Raw genomic sequence first — 15,095 nt, 5'->3', positions numbered from 1 at the left:
GGCCCGCGCCCGGGCCGGGACGACGACGTACGCACCCGGGTCTGCGGTCCGCACGGTCCGCGCCCCGCAACAGCCTGCGGGCCGTGAAGCGCCTGCCCCGGCCCGCCGGGGGACATCGCCCCGGCGGGGGACACACCGTCCCGGCCGGAGACCCCTCCCCGGCCGGGGAGCGTGCGCGTCACACCGGCCGCTTCACACCGGCCGCGTCAGCTCTCCGTGAGCAGTTCGTCCGCGTCGACGATCCGGTACGCGTACCCCTGCTCCGCCAGGAACCGCTGGCGGTGCGCCGCGAAGTCCTGGTCGATCGTGTCCCGGGCGACCACCGAGTAGAACCGGGCCTCGTGCCCGTCCGCCTTCGGCCGCAGCACCCGGCCGAGCCGCTGGGCCTCCTCCTGGCGGGAGCCGAACGTCCCCGACACCTGGATGGCGACCGTGGCCTCCGGCAGGTCGATCGAGAAGTTCGCGACCTTCGACACGACCAGCACGCTGATCTCGCCCTCCCGGAACGCGCCGAACAGCTTCTCCCGCTGCGCGTTCGTGGTCTCGCCCTTGATCACCGGCGCGTCCAGGTGCTCACCGAGCTCGTCGAGCTGGTCGATGTACTGCCCGATGACGAGGGTCTGCTCGCCCTGGTGCTTGCGCACGAGCGCCTCGGTGACCTTGCGCTTCGTCGCGGTCGTCGCGCAGAACCGGTACTTCTCCTCGGCCTCGGCCGTCGCGTACGCGAGCCGCTCCGAGTCCGTCAGGTTGACGCGGACCTCGACACAGTCGGCGGGCGCGATGTAGCCCTGGGCCTCGATCTCCTTCCACGGGGCGTCGAACCTCTTCGGCCCGATGAGCGAGAAGACGTCGGACTCGCGTCCGTCCTCACGCACCAGCGTCGCGGTGAGCCCGAGGCGCCGCCGCGCCTGGAGGTCGGCGGTGAACTTGAAGACGGGCGCGGGCAGCAGGTGCACCTCGTCGTAGATGACCAGGCCCCAGTCGCGGGAGTCGAACAGCTCCAGGTGCGGGTAGACGCCCTTGCGGCGGGTCGTCAGCACCTGGTAGGTGGCGATGGTGACCGGCCGGATCTCCTTGCGGGTACCGCTGTACTCGCCGATCTCGTCCTCGGTCAGCGAGGTCCGCTTCACCAGTTCGTGCTTCCACTGCCGGGCCGAGACGGTGTTGGTGACGAGGATCAGGGTGGTCGCCTTCGCCTCGGCCATCGCCCCGGCCCCGACCAGCGTCTTGCCCGCACCGCAGGGGAGCACGACCACGCCGGAACCGCCGTGCCAGAAGCCCTCGACGGCCTGCTTCTGGTACGGCCGCAGAGCCCAGCCGTCCTGGTCCAGCTCGATCGGGTGCGCCTCTCCGTCGACGTAACCGGCGAGGTCCTCGGCCGGCCAGCCCAGCTTCAGCAGCGTCTGCTTGATCTGCCCGCGCTCGGAGGGGTGCACGGCCACGGTGTCGGGGTCGATGCGCGCCCCGACCAGCGGCTGGATCTTCTTCGAGCGGAGGATCTCCTCCAGGACGGGCCGGTCGGTGCTGGTCAGCACCAGGCCGTGCACCGGGTGCTTGGACAGGGTGAGGCGCCCGTACCGGGCCATCGTCTCGGCGATGTCGACGAGCAGCGCGTGCGGCACGGGGTAGCGCGAGTACTCCACGAGGGCGTCGACGACCTGCTCGGCGTCGTGCCCCGCCGCGCGGGCGTTCCACAGGCCGAGCGGGGTGACCCGGTAGGTGTGGATGTGCTCGGGCGCACGCTCCAGCTCCGCGAACGGCGCGATCACACGACGGCAGGCGTCGGCCAGCTCGTGGTCGACTTCGAGGAGCAGCGTCTTGTCGCTCTGGACGATCAGGCAGGACACACATACCTCCGGAAGTAGGATCGTCCCGTGACAGACAGCACACCCGCCTTGGCTCGGGCGTTGCCCCGTGCCAGACGCTCAAAAGGCGTCTCGGCAAGTGCGCCGGGAATGCGCGCTGCCATCTACGTACGACTTTCACGCGAAACGGAAGAGTCTACCTCGCCAGAGCGCCAGCGGGCTGCCTGCGAGGCGTTGTGCCAGGCCAGAGGCTGGAACGTCGTTGCAGTAGAAGAAGACATCGACGTGTCCGGATATTCCCGGGGGCTGGACCGCCCGGGGCTGCAACGGGTCCTCTCCCGCCTCGCAGAGTTCGACGTGATCGTCTTCTTCAAGATCGACCGACTTGCCCGCTCCACCGTGGACTTCGCTGAGATCATGAAGATCACGCAGAGCGCGAGCGTGGCCCTGGCGTCGGCGAGCGAACCGCTGGACCTCACGTCGTCCATGGGCCGCGCCATGGCGAAGGTGATCGCGGTCTTCGCGGAACTGGAGTCGGACACCATAGGCATGCGCGTCTCCAGCGCCCACGAACACCTGCGCCGGGAAGGCCGCTACACGGGCGGCAGAGTGCCGTACGGGTACCGAGTGGTCCCGAACCCCGACGGGGCGGGGAAGGTCCTGGAGATCAACCCTGAGGAAGCCGAGACCATCCACGGGATCGTGGAGCGCGTCCTCCACAAGGACTCCCTCCTCAAGATCGCATCGGACCTCACCGCCTCGGACAAGCCGTCGCCGGGCCACTCGTCTCGCCAGACCACGGGCAAGCGCAGCGACTCGAAGCAGTGGTACACGTCCTCGCTGCGCAGCCTGCTGACCAACCCCCAGTTGCTGGGGCAGGTGATCGAGGACGGCAAGCCGATCCTGATGACTGACGGCCTTCCGCTGGTCAACCGCACGCCGATCCTGGATATGGACACCTGGCAGGCATTGCAGGACGAGTTGAGCCGGCGGGCGAACCCCGGTGACCGGCGCCGTGAGGGTACGTCGCTGCTGCGCGGGATCGTCTACTGCGCGGTCTGCCGGAACCGGATGTACACGTACATCGCCAAGGGGCGGACCCGGTACCGCTGCATCGGCCGGTTGAAGGCGCGGCAGTCCGGTGTGGAGAACGGCTGCTACGGCGTGAGCATCGCCGGTGAGGGCATGGAGCAGTACGTCACGGACAGGTTCCTCACGGCGTTCGGCGGGCTCGCTGTCGTGCGCGTGGTGACGCACGTGGGCGAGGACTTCCGCCCGCAGGTCCGGCAGGCCCGGGAAGCACTGGAGGAGCTTGAGAAAGACCGGTACGACCGGGGCCTGTTCAAGGGTGAGGAAGGCTCGCAGAGGTACGCGGCGCAGTACTCCAAGTTGGAGGAGCGGCTTGAGTCGCTGAACGAGAAGCAGCGCCACGCCAAGCCCGCAGGCGTCGAAGAGATCCCCACGGGCCGGACGCACGCACAGCTCTGGCACGGCGCCGACACGGCGGGGAAGCGAGACCTGTTGCTGAACGCGGGGGCTTACGTCGAAGTCGGCATGTCTCGCAAGGGCGGCCCGAGGCTCGACACGTCCCGCCTGGCGGTCCACTTCGGTGAGGACGGTGAGATCCGTCGTGCGGACGCCGACGGCAAGGATGTTGAGGCTGTCATTCAACAGGCCGTGGCGCGGGACCTGGAGCTCTTCTAGGCCTGCCTGAGCGCCGTTCACGGCCCGTCGCTGGGGAAACCTGATGGCGGGCCGTTCGGCGTTCCTGGGCCCCGTGGCGGCCCAGGGAATCCGGTGGAGGGTGTCAGCCCGCATGCATACAGTCGGGGCGTCCGGATTCGGTGGCGTTTTCGTCGGGGGGATGACGAACTGACGTTGCCGGGGTGTGGCTCATGTGCGCCTCCTTTGCCTCTTTGCTGTCGGTTCCGCTGTGGGCTCTGACCCTTGCAGTTACTGGCCTGTGGAGGGGTGTTCGTGAGCTTTCATGATCAACAAAAAGGACTAGGGGTGGGGTTGTGCCGGCGCTGGAGGAGACGCGCGCGACGTGTTCGGAGTGTCTTGGGGAGCGCCCCCGTGATGCCCGTGCCACGTGCGGCGCGCCGTTGTGTGTGGAGTCGGCACAGTTGCAGACGGCCGCTCGCAGGGCCCGTGAAGCGGTGCGCGCTGCTGTGGGTCCTCCTCGGTGCTATCGCTGCGATCAGCCGCATGGCCGTGAGCCGTGGGCGAGGTATTGCGAGCGGTGCGCCGAGGAAGTGGAGGAGTCGCGACGTGTCGACCGTAAAAGGGAGGCGGAGGTGCGAGGGGAAGCCGAAGGGCGCAGGCCGTGCCGGGGGCCGAAGTGCTCGAATCTGGTAGGCGTGTCCCGGGGGCCCGCCCGCCTAAGTAGTCCATACCTCCGAGGGACCGTCTGCCCCGCTTGGGTGGGCGGTCTCTTTGCTGTCTGGGGCCGGGGGGAGGGTGCCTCCGAAGTTCAAGCGAAAGGCCCTCCAGCGATCCCGGCCCAAGCTCGGGATGTGCGCGCTGGGTGTAAGCCCGTTTCCCTGCCCCCATGGGGCTTTGACCTGCGCGAACGCCTGTACGGCGGGTGAGAACGAGGTAGTTGAGGGGTGGGGAGTGCCCTCTTGACGGGGAGATCGGGGACCGGAACGTAATGGCACTCCGGAGCCTGTACGGGCTTCGGTGCTGCTCGGGCCTCAGCCGGCGCACCAATCCGGCGCTGATGAGGGCGTCAGCCCAGGGAGGCGAGCGCTGTCGCCACCAGGGAACGGGCCGCAGCTCCCCGGGCGGCTCCCTGCGAAAGGCCTTCGAATGCTCGGGCGTACAGCTCGACCTGGCTGGGCTGGGTGAGGGTGGAGGCAGCGTCGAGGGTGTCCGCGTGCACTCTGGTCCCGTCGAAGATCGTGAACGTGGGCATGGGCCACACGGTCCGGCGCTCCGAGAAGGGCACGATGCCGACGGCGACGTTCGGAAGATCCATAACCCCCAGTAGGTGACCGAGCTGCGCCGCCATGGTTTCCGCGCTGCACGGCCGGTATCGCAACACCGATTCCTCCAGGACGAACGAGAACCGGTGCGCCCCGCTGCCGACCACCGCATTGCGCTTCATCCGTGCCGCCACTGCCTCGGTCACGTCGTCCGGGGTTCCCCGGAACTTGGCGATGGAGGAGAGCAGCGCGGCGGCGTACCCGGGTGTCTGGAGGAACCCCGGGATCACGTCGGAGACGTAGACGCGAAACGCGCGGGTCTGCTGGTACAGGTCTCCGGTGGACTCCTGGAGGCGGCGCAGGCCGGTCCGTTGGAGGCGCCTCCATTGGACGTGTGCGTCTGCGGACTGCCGGTTTGCCGCGATCAAGTCGGGCGCCTGATCACTGGCGTTGCAGGCCCGGCACCATGCCTTGATGTCCGCGTCGGATGGCGGTGTCCTGGCGTTTTCGATGCGCGATGACTTCGACTCCGACCAGCCGCACCGGACGGCCAGCTCCCGCCCGCTGATCCCCGCGTCCTTCCGGATGTCGCGCAAGCGGGCCGCCAGGTTCTCGCGGGCCTGCTGGACGCTGGAGGAGGGGTGTGGGTGCAAGGAGCCGGCCTTCGTCAGATCTCGTACAAGTGATGCGGGACGGCGCGCTCCCAGACCTCCTGGAAGGCGTTGGAGCAGAGCTTCACGGTCTTCGGGTCGTCGGTGATCTCGTCCTCCACCACGGCACCTTCACCGGAGAAGTGGTGCACCCGGAGCAACGTCCCGTCGAAGAGCCAGAAGTCATTCCCCGGGAGGGGGATGTCCGTGGCGCGGCGCCGGGGTAGCCACCGGACGTCCTCGCCCGCCGTGACGTTGGCGCGGGTGACGTAGTGCTCCCACCGGATGTACTCCGAAACGGGCTCGGAGACGACGCGCGCTCTGCGAATCGCCACACCCCGGGCCACGGTGTCCGAGATCAACTGGTCGTACGGGTGCCACCAGGAATCACGGTCGTCCCACTCGATCCGCTCGCCGCGCTGCCATGCCGCGAACCGGTCCGTCGGCGCGTAGGAATCGCGCAGCTCCAAGTGGACGGCGGACCGCTGGCATCGGCCAAGCAGCTCAGCGAAGCTGGGCACGCTCGACGGCATCGCACGCCTCTCTGATCAGCGGAATCATCCGAGCGGGAATCCTGACGATGGCTTCGGTCTCGGGAACCGGGCCGTTCGCGGGGCTGCTCGCCTCGCAGTCCGCCTGAGTCTCCTGGCTCGGCTTCCAGCCCTGCAACAGGATCTCCTGGGCGTCGGTGTCGGCCCACACGGTGGGGCAGTGGTCCCGGTCGGTGTTCGGGTCGATTCCGACGAACTCCACGGCCATGGCGGGCTCCCTGGTCTAGGTGCTTGCTCGGGCTTGCACGACCATCTCTGAACTGTGGGTTGGCCGTCAATGCCCCAACAGGGCAGGTGATTTGGTGTGCAAGCTCATGCAAGTTCGTGGCATGCCGGACGGGCCGACTTCTAGCGTCGCCAACACGATGACCGTGAAGGGGAGACGGCATGACCGTGACCACGCAGCAGGAGACGGACTCGACCGGGCTGCCCACCTTCGTCCGGCGGTTCACCGCAACCGCGAGAGGCGCCCAGTTGGCCAGACACTTCGCGACCGTCGAACTGGCCGACTCGGGGTGCTTTGAGGGAGGCGAAGAAGCCGATGCCATCGCCCTGGTCGTTGCGGAACTGGCGTCCAACGCCGTACGGCACGGGAACGTCAGGGGGCGACAGTTCGAGGTGCGGCTGACCTGCATGCCCGAGGCGGTGCGTGTGGCCGTGTCCGACGCGCGTGGAGATCGTCAGCCCTGTGCGCAGCCGGCCGGTGACGGGGAGGGCGGCCATGGGATGCGGCTCGTGGCGTCGCTGGCCGCCGCGTGGGGAGTGGACCGGCGGGACGTGGGCAAGACCGTGTGGGCCGATGTGCCGTGTGGCGGTGGCCGATGAGTACGGTGCTGCGGTTCGTCCCGCATCGGATCGTGAGCCATCCGGAGGGCGAAGTCACGGTCTCGGCTCAGTGCCTCGCCGCTGACTGCGGGTGGTCCGCCCTTCCGTCAGCCGATGTGGCTGCCGTGGACGTCGCGTGCATGTCCCACACCGGACGGACCGGGCACCCCACGTTCGCGAGGAAGTACGAGGACGCTGCCCTGGTCACGCGCATCGAGTATCCCCACCGTGAACGGCCCCGTCCGGCGACGGCGAGCAAGACAGCCGGGCGGGGCTTTCCGCTGTTACCTCCGGCGTGCTGAGTATGCGCATCGGGCTTGATCGCATGGACGATGAGGGGTCCGGTCACGCGCGTCGGCCCTTTCTGTTCTGCTTCTGCCCTGCTGCTGGGATGCGCCGCGGGGGTCGGCCGCCGAACGGCCAAACGTCCAGTGTGCCGCATCGGGGCCGTGACCGGGGGTCGCGCGGTGGGGATCATGGGTGGGGCGGGAGCGCCCGGGCACCGCTTAGCGTGGACTGATGGACGAAGCGGAGGCGGTGGGCCGGGAGCCGGGCCCCGACGAGCAGGGGTTTCCGGCCCACCACGCGCACCGGTGCGCCGAGCCGGCGGAGCTGGACGGGCTGGTGGCGCAGTGCCGGGCGTGCCCCCGGCTGGTGGCCTGGCGGGAGGAGGTCGCCGTGGTCAGGCGGGCCGCCTTCCGGGACGAGGACTACTGGGCGCGGCCGGTGCCCGGCTTCGGTCCCGCGGACGCGAGGGTGGCGGTGGTCGGGCTCGCGCCGGCCGCGCACGGGGGCAACAGGACCGGGCGCATGTTCACCGGCGACGCGGCCGGCGACTTCCTCTTCGCGGCCCTGCACGAGGCGGGCCTCGCGTCGAGCCCGCACTCCCGCCACGCCGGGGACGGGCTGCGCCTGCACGGCGTACGGCTCACCTCGCCGGTGCACTGCGCCCCACCGGCGAACAAGCCCACCCCGCAGGAGCGCGACACCTGCCGTCCGTGGCTGGCGGCCGAGCTGGAGCTGCTGAGCCCCGGGCTGCGGGCGGTGGTCGTCCTCGGCGGCTTCGGCTGGCAGGCGGTCCTCCCGGTGCTCGCCGAGGCGGGCTGGCGGCTGCCGCGGCCCCGCCCCCACTTCGGCCACGGGGCGCACGTGGTGCTGCCCGCCACGGAGCACAGGCAGGAGCTGCACCTGCTCGGCAGCTACCACCCGAGCCAGCGCAACACGTTCACCGGCCGGCTCACCATGCCCATGCTCGTCGACGTGCTCCGTGAGGCCGCCGGCCTCGGCGGTGCCGCCCTCTGAGGGCCCCCGGACGGCGGGAGGCGAACGGCGACTTCGTTCGTCCGCGTGTCCGGGCGGCCTCAGGCCGGCTGGTCGTCGGCCAGTTCGGCGACGCCCGTGATCCGGTGCAGCGGATACGTGCGGACCTCGTCCGCCGTGTGGTCGTAGCCGGTGACGAAGCCGCCCTCGACCTTCACCGGGGCGATCACGCGCTGACTGGCCGCGCCCTCCGCGTTGACGTAGCCGATCCACACCGCCGACCCCGTCATCGCCGCGGCCTGCACCGTGGCCAGGGTCTCGGCGGGGGACGTACGGGGGAGCGCCCCGGCCGTCACCGCGTCCGGGGAGTCCCGGCCGACGGCCCGGGCAGCCGTGTCACCGGCCCTGATGGCCCGTACCGCGGCGGTCAGCAACGTCGTGTCCGGGATGGGCGGGCCCTCGGGGACGGGGACCGGGGCCGCGCGGGGAGGGGTCCGGCGGGCACCCGCGCGGGCGATCAGGACGTCGCCATCGGCGGATTCGGCGGCCGGGGCGTAGCCCATCTCGCGCAGTCCCTCCAGCAGCGCCCCCGGATCGCTCTGGGCGGCCAGGACGGTCGGCGCGAGGCGGCGCAGCCGCAGCACGGCGGACCGCTTGTCGGCCAGGATCTCGTTCAGGACGGCCTCGTCGTCGCAGCGTACGTACGCGGAGGCGGCGCCGATCCGCAGGTGCCCGTGGCGGCGGGCCACGTCGTCGATGAGGTAGGTCAGCGGCTGCGGCACCGGCGTCCGGCTGTGGGTCGCCAGGAAGGCGTGCAGGTCCGCCGCCGCCCGGCCGGCGTCCAGGGCGCGGCGGACGGACCCGGGGGTGAAGCGGTAGACCGTGGCACCGCCCTTGGACTCGACGTCCGCCAGCACCGAGAGCATGTCGGCGAGCGGGCGTTCCAGCGGCCCGGGGGCGACCGCCGTCAGGTCGGCCTGGAGCAGGACGTGGTCCAGCGGCTCGGGGATGAGGGGGGCGAGGCGGGCGGCCGCGGCGGCCGTGTCGCCGCCGAGCAGGGCGCGGGCCTGGGAGGAGAGGGCCCCGCGGCCGGTGATGCCGAGGAGCTCCGCCTCGTTGACCGTCCACAGGGCGATCCGGGAACGCAGGTCGGAGGTGTTCCCCTGCGAGGAGGAGCCGGACGCGGCCGCCCGCAGCGGGCGCTCCCAGCGCAGCCTGGCCAGGAGCGTCTGCGGGTCGGGCACGGTGCCGGGGGGCAGCGAGGCGAACAGCGCCAGGACCCGGTGGCGCACCTCGGGCGCGGCCGAGCGGTCCAGGTCGGGGCCGAGCGCGGACAGGGCCCGGCCCTTCGCGTCCTGGCCGCCGACCAGGCCCGGGGTGCGGGTGGCGGCGAGCCAGGCGGTGGCGAGGTCGGTCCAGCGGTCCTGGGCGGGGAGGTCGAGCCACTGGTCGGACGCGGGTGTCGCCGCGTACCGCTCGTCGGCCTCGCCGTCCGGGGCCAGGAGTCCGGCGGCGTAGGCGAGTTCCACCCAGAAGGCGGCGACCGGCTCGGAGACGTCGAGGGCGCTCGCGACCCGCTTCAGCTCCCGCACGCTCAGGCCGCCGGCGCGCAGGATGGCCGGCCCGCCGTTGTTCCACAGCTTCAGCAGTTCCTCGACGGTCGAGAGCGCGGTGAAGGCCTGGCCGGCCGCGGCCCTGTCCACAACCTGTGGATCGCGCTCGGCCGCGGCCACCAGGGCGGGCGGCACCGGCTCGGGCACCCGGTGGGCGCGGCCGGCCCGCAGGTGCAGCGCCGCCTCGCGCGGCAGGACGACCGTACGCGTCGACACGGGCAGCAACAGCCCGCGATCGCGCAGCCATTGGACCGGCGGGGCCGGATTCGGCGTGACCTCCCCGTACGGCGGCCCCCACACCAGCCGGTCGAGCACGGACAGCGCCTCGGCCGGGGCGGTGTCCAGCAGCGCGCCCATCCGGGAGCGGTCCGTGAACAGGGCGCTCAGCGAGGCGACGGCGGAGACCGGGTCGTGGGTGGCCGGCAGCCCGGCGGCGGCCAGGATCTCCTGGAGCCGGCCGGGCGACATGCCGGCCGTCGCCTCGGCGACGGTCGGGCCGAGACCGGTGGGGGAGGGGTGCTGCGGAGACGGGGCGAGCAACTCCCGCGCGGTGCGCACGAGGTGCAGCCGCTCGTCCTCACCCCACACCAGCGCCTGCTCGCGCAGTGTGCCGAGCGCCGTCGGCAGGGCCGCCGTGATCGCCGCCGCGGCGTCGTCCCGCCCGTCGCCGTCGTCGGCGCCGTCCCCGGTGAGGAGCGCGAGCAGCGTGGCGTACGGAGCCGGGTCGGGCGCCACCGCGAGTGCCTCCGCGGTCTGCAGCGCGAACCGGTCGAGGTGCTCCAGGGCACGGATGACGGAGGCCCGGGTGCCGGCCCGCGTCGCCAGCTGGGTGATGTCGTTCGGCACCGGACTGAGCAGGTCGGGGCGGGCACGCAGCAGCCCCGCCAGGGCCTCGTCGCCCCGGGCGCGCAGAGCTTCGGCGAGCGTGCGTGGTGGTGTGGTCGTCCCCATCCGTCCCACGGTAGCCGCTGGAACGCTACCGTCGAGGCAAGGGCGGGTAGAGGGAGAACGATCGCGTGGGGATCGAGAGCGACCAGCTTGTCTACGACTATCTGAGCCGGGTCGGTGACCTGGCTCAGCGGCAACAGCTGTCCTCGGGCGCCCGGATGAGACTCGTCTCGGCGCTGCGGGGCGAGATCGACCGCCGGCGCGGGGCGGACGGCTCGGACTCCCCCGCGGTGGTCCGGCGCATCCTCGGCCGGCTCGGCTCCCCGGACGAACTCGTCGCCGCCGCCGCCGAGTCGGGAGAAGCGACGGTTCTGCCGCCCCGCCCGCGCACGGGTACGGACGCCCCGGCGGCCGAGCCGCGCAAGGTGCCCCGGCCACGGCTGGGCGCGCTCCGCAAAGACGCGACACGCAAGGGCGCGTCGGCCGGCGCGGAGCCCCCGGCCGAGACGGACGTGCGGGAGGAACGGCCGGCGGCGGGGAAGGCGGCCCGCCCCGCGGCCCCGGACCCGCGCCCGCGACCTCCGGCCACCGGTCCGGGAGTGCCGGACGGGGAGCCGCTGCCCGGCTGGCCGTCCGCGTCGGCTCCGCACATGGCGGGGCTGGACGCGCGGACCCCGACCGGTGACGGGCCCGAATGGTGGCAGACCGGGACCGGGCCCTTCGGTGGGGGCCCGGGGGAGCTGGACACCACGGTGCCGGGCTTCGTGGGCGGGCTCAGCCCGGAGCTGCTCAGGCCGCCCGGCCCGCCCCGGCCGGAGGAGGAGGACCCGCGGGAAGTCGCGGAGGAGGCCGGTGCGGGCGAGGAGGCCGCCGCCCCGGCCCCGCGCAGGCGGTCGCGGCTGCGCCCGCGCCGCCGGACACCCGTGGCCGCGGTGGCCGAGGAGGCCGCCGGCCCCCGGTTCGCACACCCGCTGCTGCTCCTCGCGGCCGCGTTGCTGGTGGCCGGAGCCGTGCTGGGGTCGTGGCTGGCGCTCGCGGGCGGCTGGCTCCTCGCCTACAGCTCCCGCCGCTTCTCGCGAGCCGAGGCCAAGTGGGTCGCGTTGGGCCTGCCGGGCCTGGTGGTGGCAGGGGCCTTCGTCTGGCTGTGGGGCCGTACGGAGGGCCGGTGGGGGACCCCGATCGCCGAGGGAGCCCTGGGGGACGCGATCGTCGAGCTGTGGCCGGCGGTCGTCCGTACGGCGGCGGTGGCGTCGGCGGTGTACCTGGTGTGGCGCTCACGGCGGCTGGGGCGCTGAGTCCGGACGGCCGGGCCGGGACGGCGTGAGGAGCCGCCGGGTGACGGTCCGCACGGACCGGCGGGTGCCCCGCTCGCCGGTCCGCCGCCGCTGCGGCGAGTTCGTACCGCCGCTGTGCCGGGCGCGCTCGTACCGCCGCCACTTCGGCGAGGACGAGTCGTCGCCGCCACGGCGAGCGGGCCGGCGACGAGCGGACGGGGCGAGGGTGTCAGGTCAGTGGGCCTTTCCGGACGGTGGCGGAGGAGGGGACCAGGGTGCGCCGGGGACGACGAGCGGTGAACCCGTGACCGGGTCCGGGACGACGACCGCCTCCAGGCCGAAGACCTCGCGTACGAGGTCCGCGGTGACGACGTCCCCGGGGCGGCCCTCGGCGACGATCCGGCCCGCCTTCATGGCGACGAGGTGGTCGGCGTACCGGGCGGCCTGGTTGAGGTCGTGGAGCACCGTGACGACGGTCCGCCCGCGGGTGCCGTCCGCCGCCGGGGCGGCGAGCCGGCGCACCAGGTCGAGGACCTCCACCTGGTGCGCGATGTCGAGGTACGTCGTCGGTTCGTCGAGCAGCAGCAGGTCCGTCTCCTGCGCGAGCGCCATCGCGATCCACACGCGCTGGCGCTGGCCGCCGGACAGCTCGTCCACCGGCCGGTCGCCGAGCGCGGTGACGTCCGTGCGCTCCATGGCGTCCGTCACCGCGCGCTCGTCCGCATCCGACCACTGCTGCCACCAGCGCTGGTGGGGCTGACGGCCGCGGGCGACGAGGTCGCAGACGGTGATCGCCTCGGGTGCCACGGGCGTCTGCGGGAGCAGTCCGACCGACCGGGCGATCTTCCGGGTGGGTATGCGGGAGAGCTCCGTGCCGTCCAGGAGCACCGACCCGCCGGCGGGCCTCAGCAGCCGGCCGAGCGCCCGCAGGGTCGTCGACTTGCCGCAGGCGTTCGGCCCGACGATGACCGTCACCCGTCCGTCGGGCACGACGAGGTCCAGCTCGTGGACGACGGTGCGGTCCTCGTAGGCGAGGGTCAGCCCGCGCGCCGTGAGCCGGCTCGTCACGGTGCCGGAGGCGGGCGCCGCGGCGGGGACGGAGAGGGAACCGGGGCCGGTCGTGCTCATGCGTTGCCTCCAGTGCGGCCGCGGTGGCCGCGGATGATCAGCCAGATCAGGTACGGGGCGCCGACCGCCGCCGTCAGGACGCCCACCGGCAGTTCGGTGGGCGAGAACAACCGGCGGGCGAGGAGATCGCCGGACACCACGACGACCGCCCCGAGCAGGGCGGACGACAGCAGCGGGATCTGTGCCGTACGGGTCATCCGGCGGGCGATCTGCGGAGCCAGGAGCGCCACGAAGTCCACCGGTCCGGCCGTGCCCGTCGCGACCGACGCGAGGACCACTCCGACGGCCACCAGCCCCAGCCGCACCCGGCCGAGCCGCACGCCGAGCGCGGTCGCCGTGTCGTCGTCCATCACCACGGTGCGCTGCGCCCGGGCGGCCCAGAGCACGGCGGGCAGCAGGACGAGCAGGGCCCAGCCGATCGGGGCGGCCTCGTCCCAGCCGCGGCCGTTGAGCGACCCCGTCATCCAGATCTGGGCCTGCTGGGCGACGAGGTAGTCGCCCCTCGTCAGGAACAGTGTCGTCACCGACCGCAGGGCGATCGCGAAGCCGATGCCGATGAGGACGAACCGGGTCGCGTGCAGCCCGCCGCGCCACGCGAACACGTAGACGAGCGCCGCCGCGGCGACCCCGCCGAGGACGGACAGGTACGGCAGGACGGTGTAGGACGTGACGCCGAACGTCATCGCGCCGACGGTGAGCGCGCTCGCACCCTGGCTGACGCCGATGATGTCCGGGCTGGCGAGCGGATTGCGGGCGACCGTCTGGATCAGTGCCCCGGCGACGCCGAACGCGGCACCGACGAGCAGCCCGACGACGAGGCGGGGCAGCCGCAGGGTGCCCACCACCAGTTCGTCCGGCGACGGCTGCCCGAGCACCACCCTCAGGACCTCGGCGGGCGCGACGAAGCTCTCGCCGACGCAGAGGTAGGCGACGCAGACGGCCGCCAGCAGGAGGGCGAGGACGAGGGCGACGTACCCGGCCCTCCGGTGGAACAGGAACCCCACCCGCCCACCGGCCCGTACGACGGAGTAACCGGCCGGCCGCACCGGGGTCCGGGCCGTCCGGCCGGGGGCCGCCGTGTCCGCGCTCATGCCGGCACCGCCTTCCGGCGTACGAGGGTGACGAGGAACGGCACACCGATCAGCGCGGTCATCACGCCAGCCGGGACCTCGCCCGGCGGCAGGACGATCCGGCCGACGACGTCGGACACGAGGAGGATCACGGGGCCGACCAGGGCCGCCATCGGCAGCGCCCAGCGGTGGTCGGCGCCCACGATCGCGCGGGCGATGTGGGGTACCGCGAGGCCCACGAACGCGATCGGCCCGGCCGCCGCCACCCCGGCTCCGGTGAGCACCGTGGCACCGATCCCGCCGACGACGCGCACCGTCGCCACGTTCTGCCCGAGGCCCTTCGCCGCGTCCTCGCCGAGGGCGAGCGCGTCGAGCCCGCGTGCCACCGACAGCACGAGCAGGAGGCCGACGAGCAGGAAGGGCCAGATCTGCCCGGCGACACCGGCCTCCCGGCCGGCGATCGAACCCACCTGCCAGAACCGGAACTCCTCGAGTGCCGACGCCTTCGTGGTGAGTACGGCCATGGTCACCGACACCAGCAGCGCGTTGACCGCCGCGCCGCCCAGGGCCAGCTTCACGGGTGTCGCCCCGCCACGCCCCCGGGCGGCGACGGCGTACACGGCGACGGACGCCACGGCCGCCCCGGCGAACGCGAACCACACGTATCCGGAGAGCGTGTGGACGCCGGCGTACGCGATGGCCAGCACGACGGCCACCGAGGCGCCCTGGCTGATGCCGAGGATGCCGGGGTCGGCGATCGGGTTGCGGGTGATGCCCTGGAGCGCCGTGCCCGCCACGGCCAGCGCGGCGCCGACCATGAGGCCGATCAGCGTGCGCGGCACCCGCATCTGCCGGATCACCTCGGCGGCGTCGGAGTGCCCGCCGTGCAGCAGGGCGTCGAGCACCGAGGCCGGCGCGATGGTCCGGGCCCCCACGGCCAGGCTGAGCAGGACGGCCGCCAGCAGCGCGACGACGGCCGCGGCCGTCGCGAGCGCGCGTCTGGACAAGCGGGGTGCGGCGGCCATCGGTACCAATCGGGGTACGACCGAAAGCCAGGTCGACCCCGCCGGAGCGGACGTCGCCAAGGGCGGTGTCCTGTTCCGC

The 15,095-nt window shown here is 72.7% G+C and carries 12 protein-coding genes; 4 read left to right on the top strand and 8 right to left on the bottom strand.

The genetic code is table 11. The features are described from left to right. Positions 1 to 206: 206 nt before the first annotated feature. Positions 207 to 1,847, bottom strand: coding sequence for a DNA repair helicase XPB (locus ABZ371_RS17535; protein WP_358679970.1), 1,641 nt, complete (start codon positions 1,845 to 1,847; stop codon positions 207 to 209). 108 nt (positions 1,848 to 1,955) lie between these two features. Here ABZ371_RS17535 and ABZ371_RS17530 point away from each other — a divergent pair, with 108 nt between their 5' ends. Next, a complete protein-coding gene (locus ABZ371_RS17530; protein WP_358679967.1) occupies positions 1,956 to 3,509 on the top strand; it encodes a recombinase family protein in 1,554 nt (517 codons plus the stop codon). 1,027 nt (positions 3,510 to 4,536) lie between these two features. On the opposite strand, the gene ABZ371_RS17525 is transcribed toward ABZ371_RS17530, so the two are convergent. From ABZ371_RS17525 to ABZ371_RS17515, 3 genes are read right to left on the bottom strand one after another with little or no spacing between them, the layout of a single operon-like run. Next, positions 4,537 to 5,385, bottom strand: a complete 849-nt coding sequence (locus tag ABZ371_RS17525) for a helix-turn-helix transcriptional regulator (protein WP_358679964.1) — start codon at positions 5,383 to 5,385, stop codon at positions 4,537 to 4,539. A 14-nt stretch (positions 5,386 to 5,399) separates the two neighbouring features. Further along, positions 5,400 to 5,915, bottom strand: coding sequence for a DUF6879 family protein (locus tag ABZ371_RS17520; protein ID WP_358679961.1), 516 nt, complete (start codon positions 5,913 to 5,915; stop codon positions 5,400 to 5,402). Beyond that, positions 5,887 to 6,141 (bottom strand): hypothetical protein, encoded by a 255-nt coding sequence (locus ABZ371_RS17515; protein WP_358679958.1) that lies wholly within the window; start codon positions 6,139 to 6,141, stop codon positions 5,887 to 5,889. Before ABZ371_RS17515 ends, ABZ371_RS17520 begins: the two co-directional genes overlap by 29 nt. 179 nt (positions 6,142 to 6,320) lie before the next feature. On the opposite strand from ABZ371_RS17515, the gene ABZ371_RS17510 reads away from it, so the two are divergent. Together ABZ371_RS17510 and ABZ371_RS17505 are read left to right on the top strand one after the other, a co-directional pair. After that, complete coding sequence (locus ABZ371_RS17510) at positions 6,321 to 6,758, top strand: ATP-binding protein (RefSeq protein WP_358679955.1); 438 nt, start codon at positions 6,321 to 6,323, stop codon at positions 6,756 to 6,758. 519 nt (positions 6,759 to 7,277) lie between these two features. Continuing rightward, positions 7,278 to 8,060, top strand: coding sequence for a uracil-DNA glycosylase (locus tag ABZ371_RS17505; RefSeq protein WP_358679952.1), 783 nt, complete (start codon positions 7,278 to 7,280; stop codon positions 8,058 to 8,060). Positions 8,061 to 8,119: 59 nt separating this feature from the next. Here the strand turns inward: ABZ371_RS17505 and ABZ371_RS17500 are convergent, their stop codons facing one another. Next, the gene (locus ABZ371_RS17500; RefSeq protein ID WP_358679949.1) at positions 8,120 to 10,582 is read right to left on the bottom strand and encodes a helicase C-terminal domain-containing protein; all 2,463 of its coding nucleotides are present in this window, start codon (positions 10,580 to 10,582) and stop codon (positions 8,120 to 8,122) included. Between the two features lie 65 nt (positions 10,583 to 10,647). On the opposite strand from ABZ371_RS17500, the gene ABZ371_RS17495 reads away from it, so the two are divergent. Then, positions 10,648 to 11,814, top strand: a complete 1,167-nt coding sequence (locus tag ABZ371_RS17495; protein ID WP_358679946.1) for a hypothetical protein — start codon at positions 10,648 to 10,650, stop codon at positions 11,812 to 11,814. A gap of 213 nt (positions 11,815 to 12,027) precedes the next feature. Here the strand turns inward: ABZ371_RS17495 and ABZ371_RS17490 are convergent, their stop codons facing one another. Genes ABZ371_RS17490 through ABZ371_RS17480 form a run of 3 tightly spaced genes read right to left on the bottom strand, consistent with a single transcriptional unit; the run spans position 12,028 to position 15,016 of the window. Beyond that, a complete protein-coding gene (locus tag ABZ371_RS17490) occupies positions 12,028 to 12,921 on the bottom strand; it encodes an ABC transporter ATP-binding protein (RefSeq protein ID WP_358679943.1) in 894 nt (297 codons plus the stop codon). Next, positions 12,918 to 14,012: an iron ABC transporter permease gene (locus tag ABZ371_RS17485; protein ID WP_358679941.1), complete on the bottom strand. Its 1,095-nt coding sequence runs from the start codon at positions 14,010 to 14,012 to the stop codon at positions 12,918 to 12,920. Before ABZ371_RS17485 ends, ABZ371_RS17490 begins: the two co-directional genes overlap by 4 nt. Beyond that, entirely contained in the window at positions 14,009 to 15,016 is a 1,008-nt protein-coding gene (locus ABZ371_RS17480) for an iron ABC transporter permease (RefSeq protein WP_358679972.1), read from the bottom strand. Before ABZ371_RS17480 ends, ABZ371_RS17485 begins: the two co-directional genes overlap by 4 nt. Positions 15,017 to 15,095 lie beyond the last annotated feature (79 nt).

The organism is Streptomyces sp. NPDC005899, assembly GCF_040629645.1.
Taxonomy (GTDB): domain Bacteria; phylum Actinomycetota; class Actinomycetes; order Streptomycetales; family Streptomycetaceae; genus Streptomyces.
The sequence above is the reverse complement of the archived record's forward strand: the minus strand, read 5'-3'. Positions and strand labels throughout refer to the sequence as shown.

Bases quoted from the DNA above. Each gene is read 5' to 3' on its own strand.
- ABZ371_RS17530 (WP_358679967.1), top strand. From the start codon at position 1,956: ATGCGCGCTGCCATCTACGTACGACTTTCACGCGAAACGGAAGAGTCT.
- ABZ371_RS17520 (WP_358679961.1), bottom strand. From the start codon at position 5,915: ATGCCGTCGAGCGTGCCCAGCTTCGCTGAGCTGCTTGGCCGATGCCAG.
- ABZ371_RS17515 (WP_358679958.1), bottom strand. From the start codon at position 6,141: ATGGCCGTGGAGTTCGTCGGAATCGACCCGAACACCGACCGGGACCAC.
- ABZ371_RS17510 (WP_358679955.1), top strand. From the start codon at position 6,321: ATGACCGTGACCACGCAGCAGGAGACGGACTCGACCGGGCTGCCCACC.
- ABZ371_RS17505 (WP_358679952.1), top strand. From the start codon at position 7,278: ATGGACGAAGCGGAGGCGGTGGGCCGGGAGCCGGGCCCCGACGAGCAG.
- ABZ371_RS17500 (WP_358679949.1), bottom strand. From the start codon at position 10,582: ATGGGGACGACCACACCACCACGCACGCTCGCCGAAGCTCTGCGCGCC.
- ABZ371_RS17490 (WP_358679943.1), bottom strand. From the start codon at position 12,921: ATGAGCACGACCGGCCCCGGTTCCCTCTCCGTCCCCGCCGCGGCGCCC.
- ABZ371_RS17485 (WP_358679941.1), bottom strand. From the start codon at position 14,012: ATGAGCGCGGACACGGCGGCCCCCGGCCGGACGGCCCGGACCCCGGTG.
- ABZ371_RS17480 (WP_358679972.1), bottom strand. From the start codon at position 15,016: ATGGCCGCCGCACCCCGCTTGTCCAGACGCGCGCTCGCGACGGCCGCG.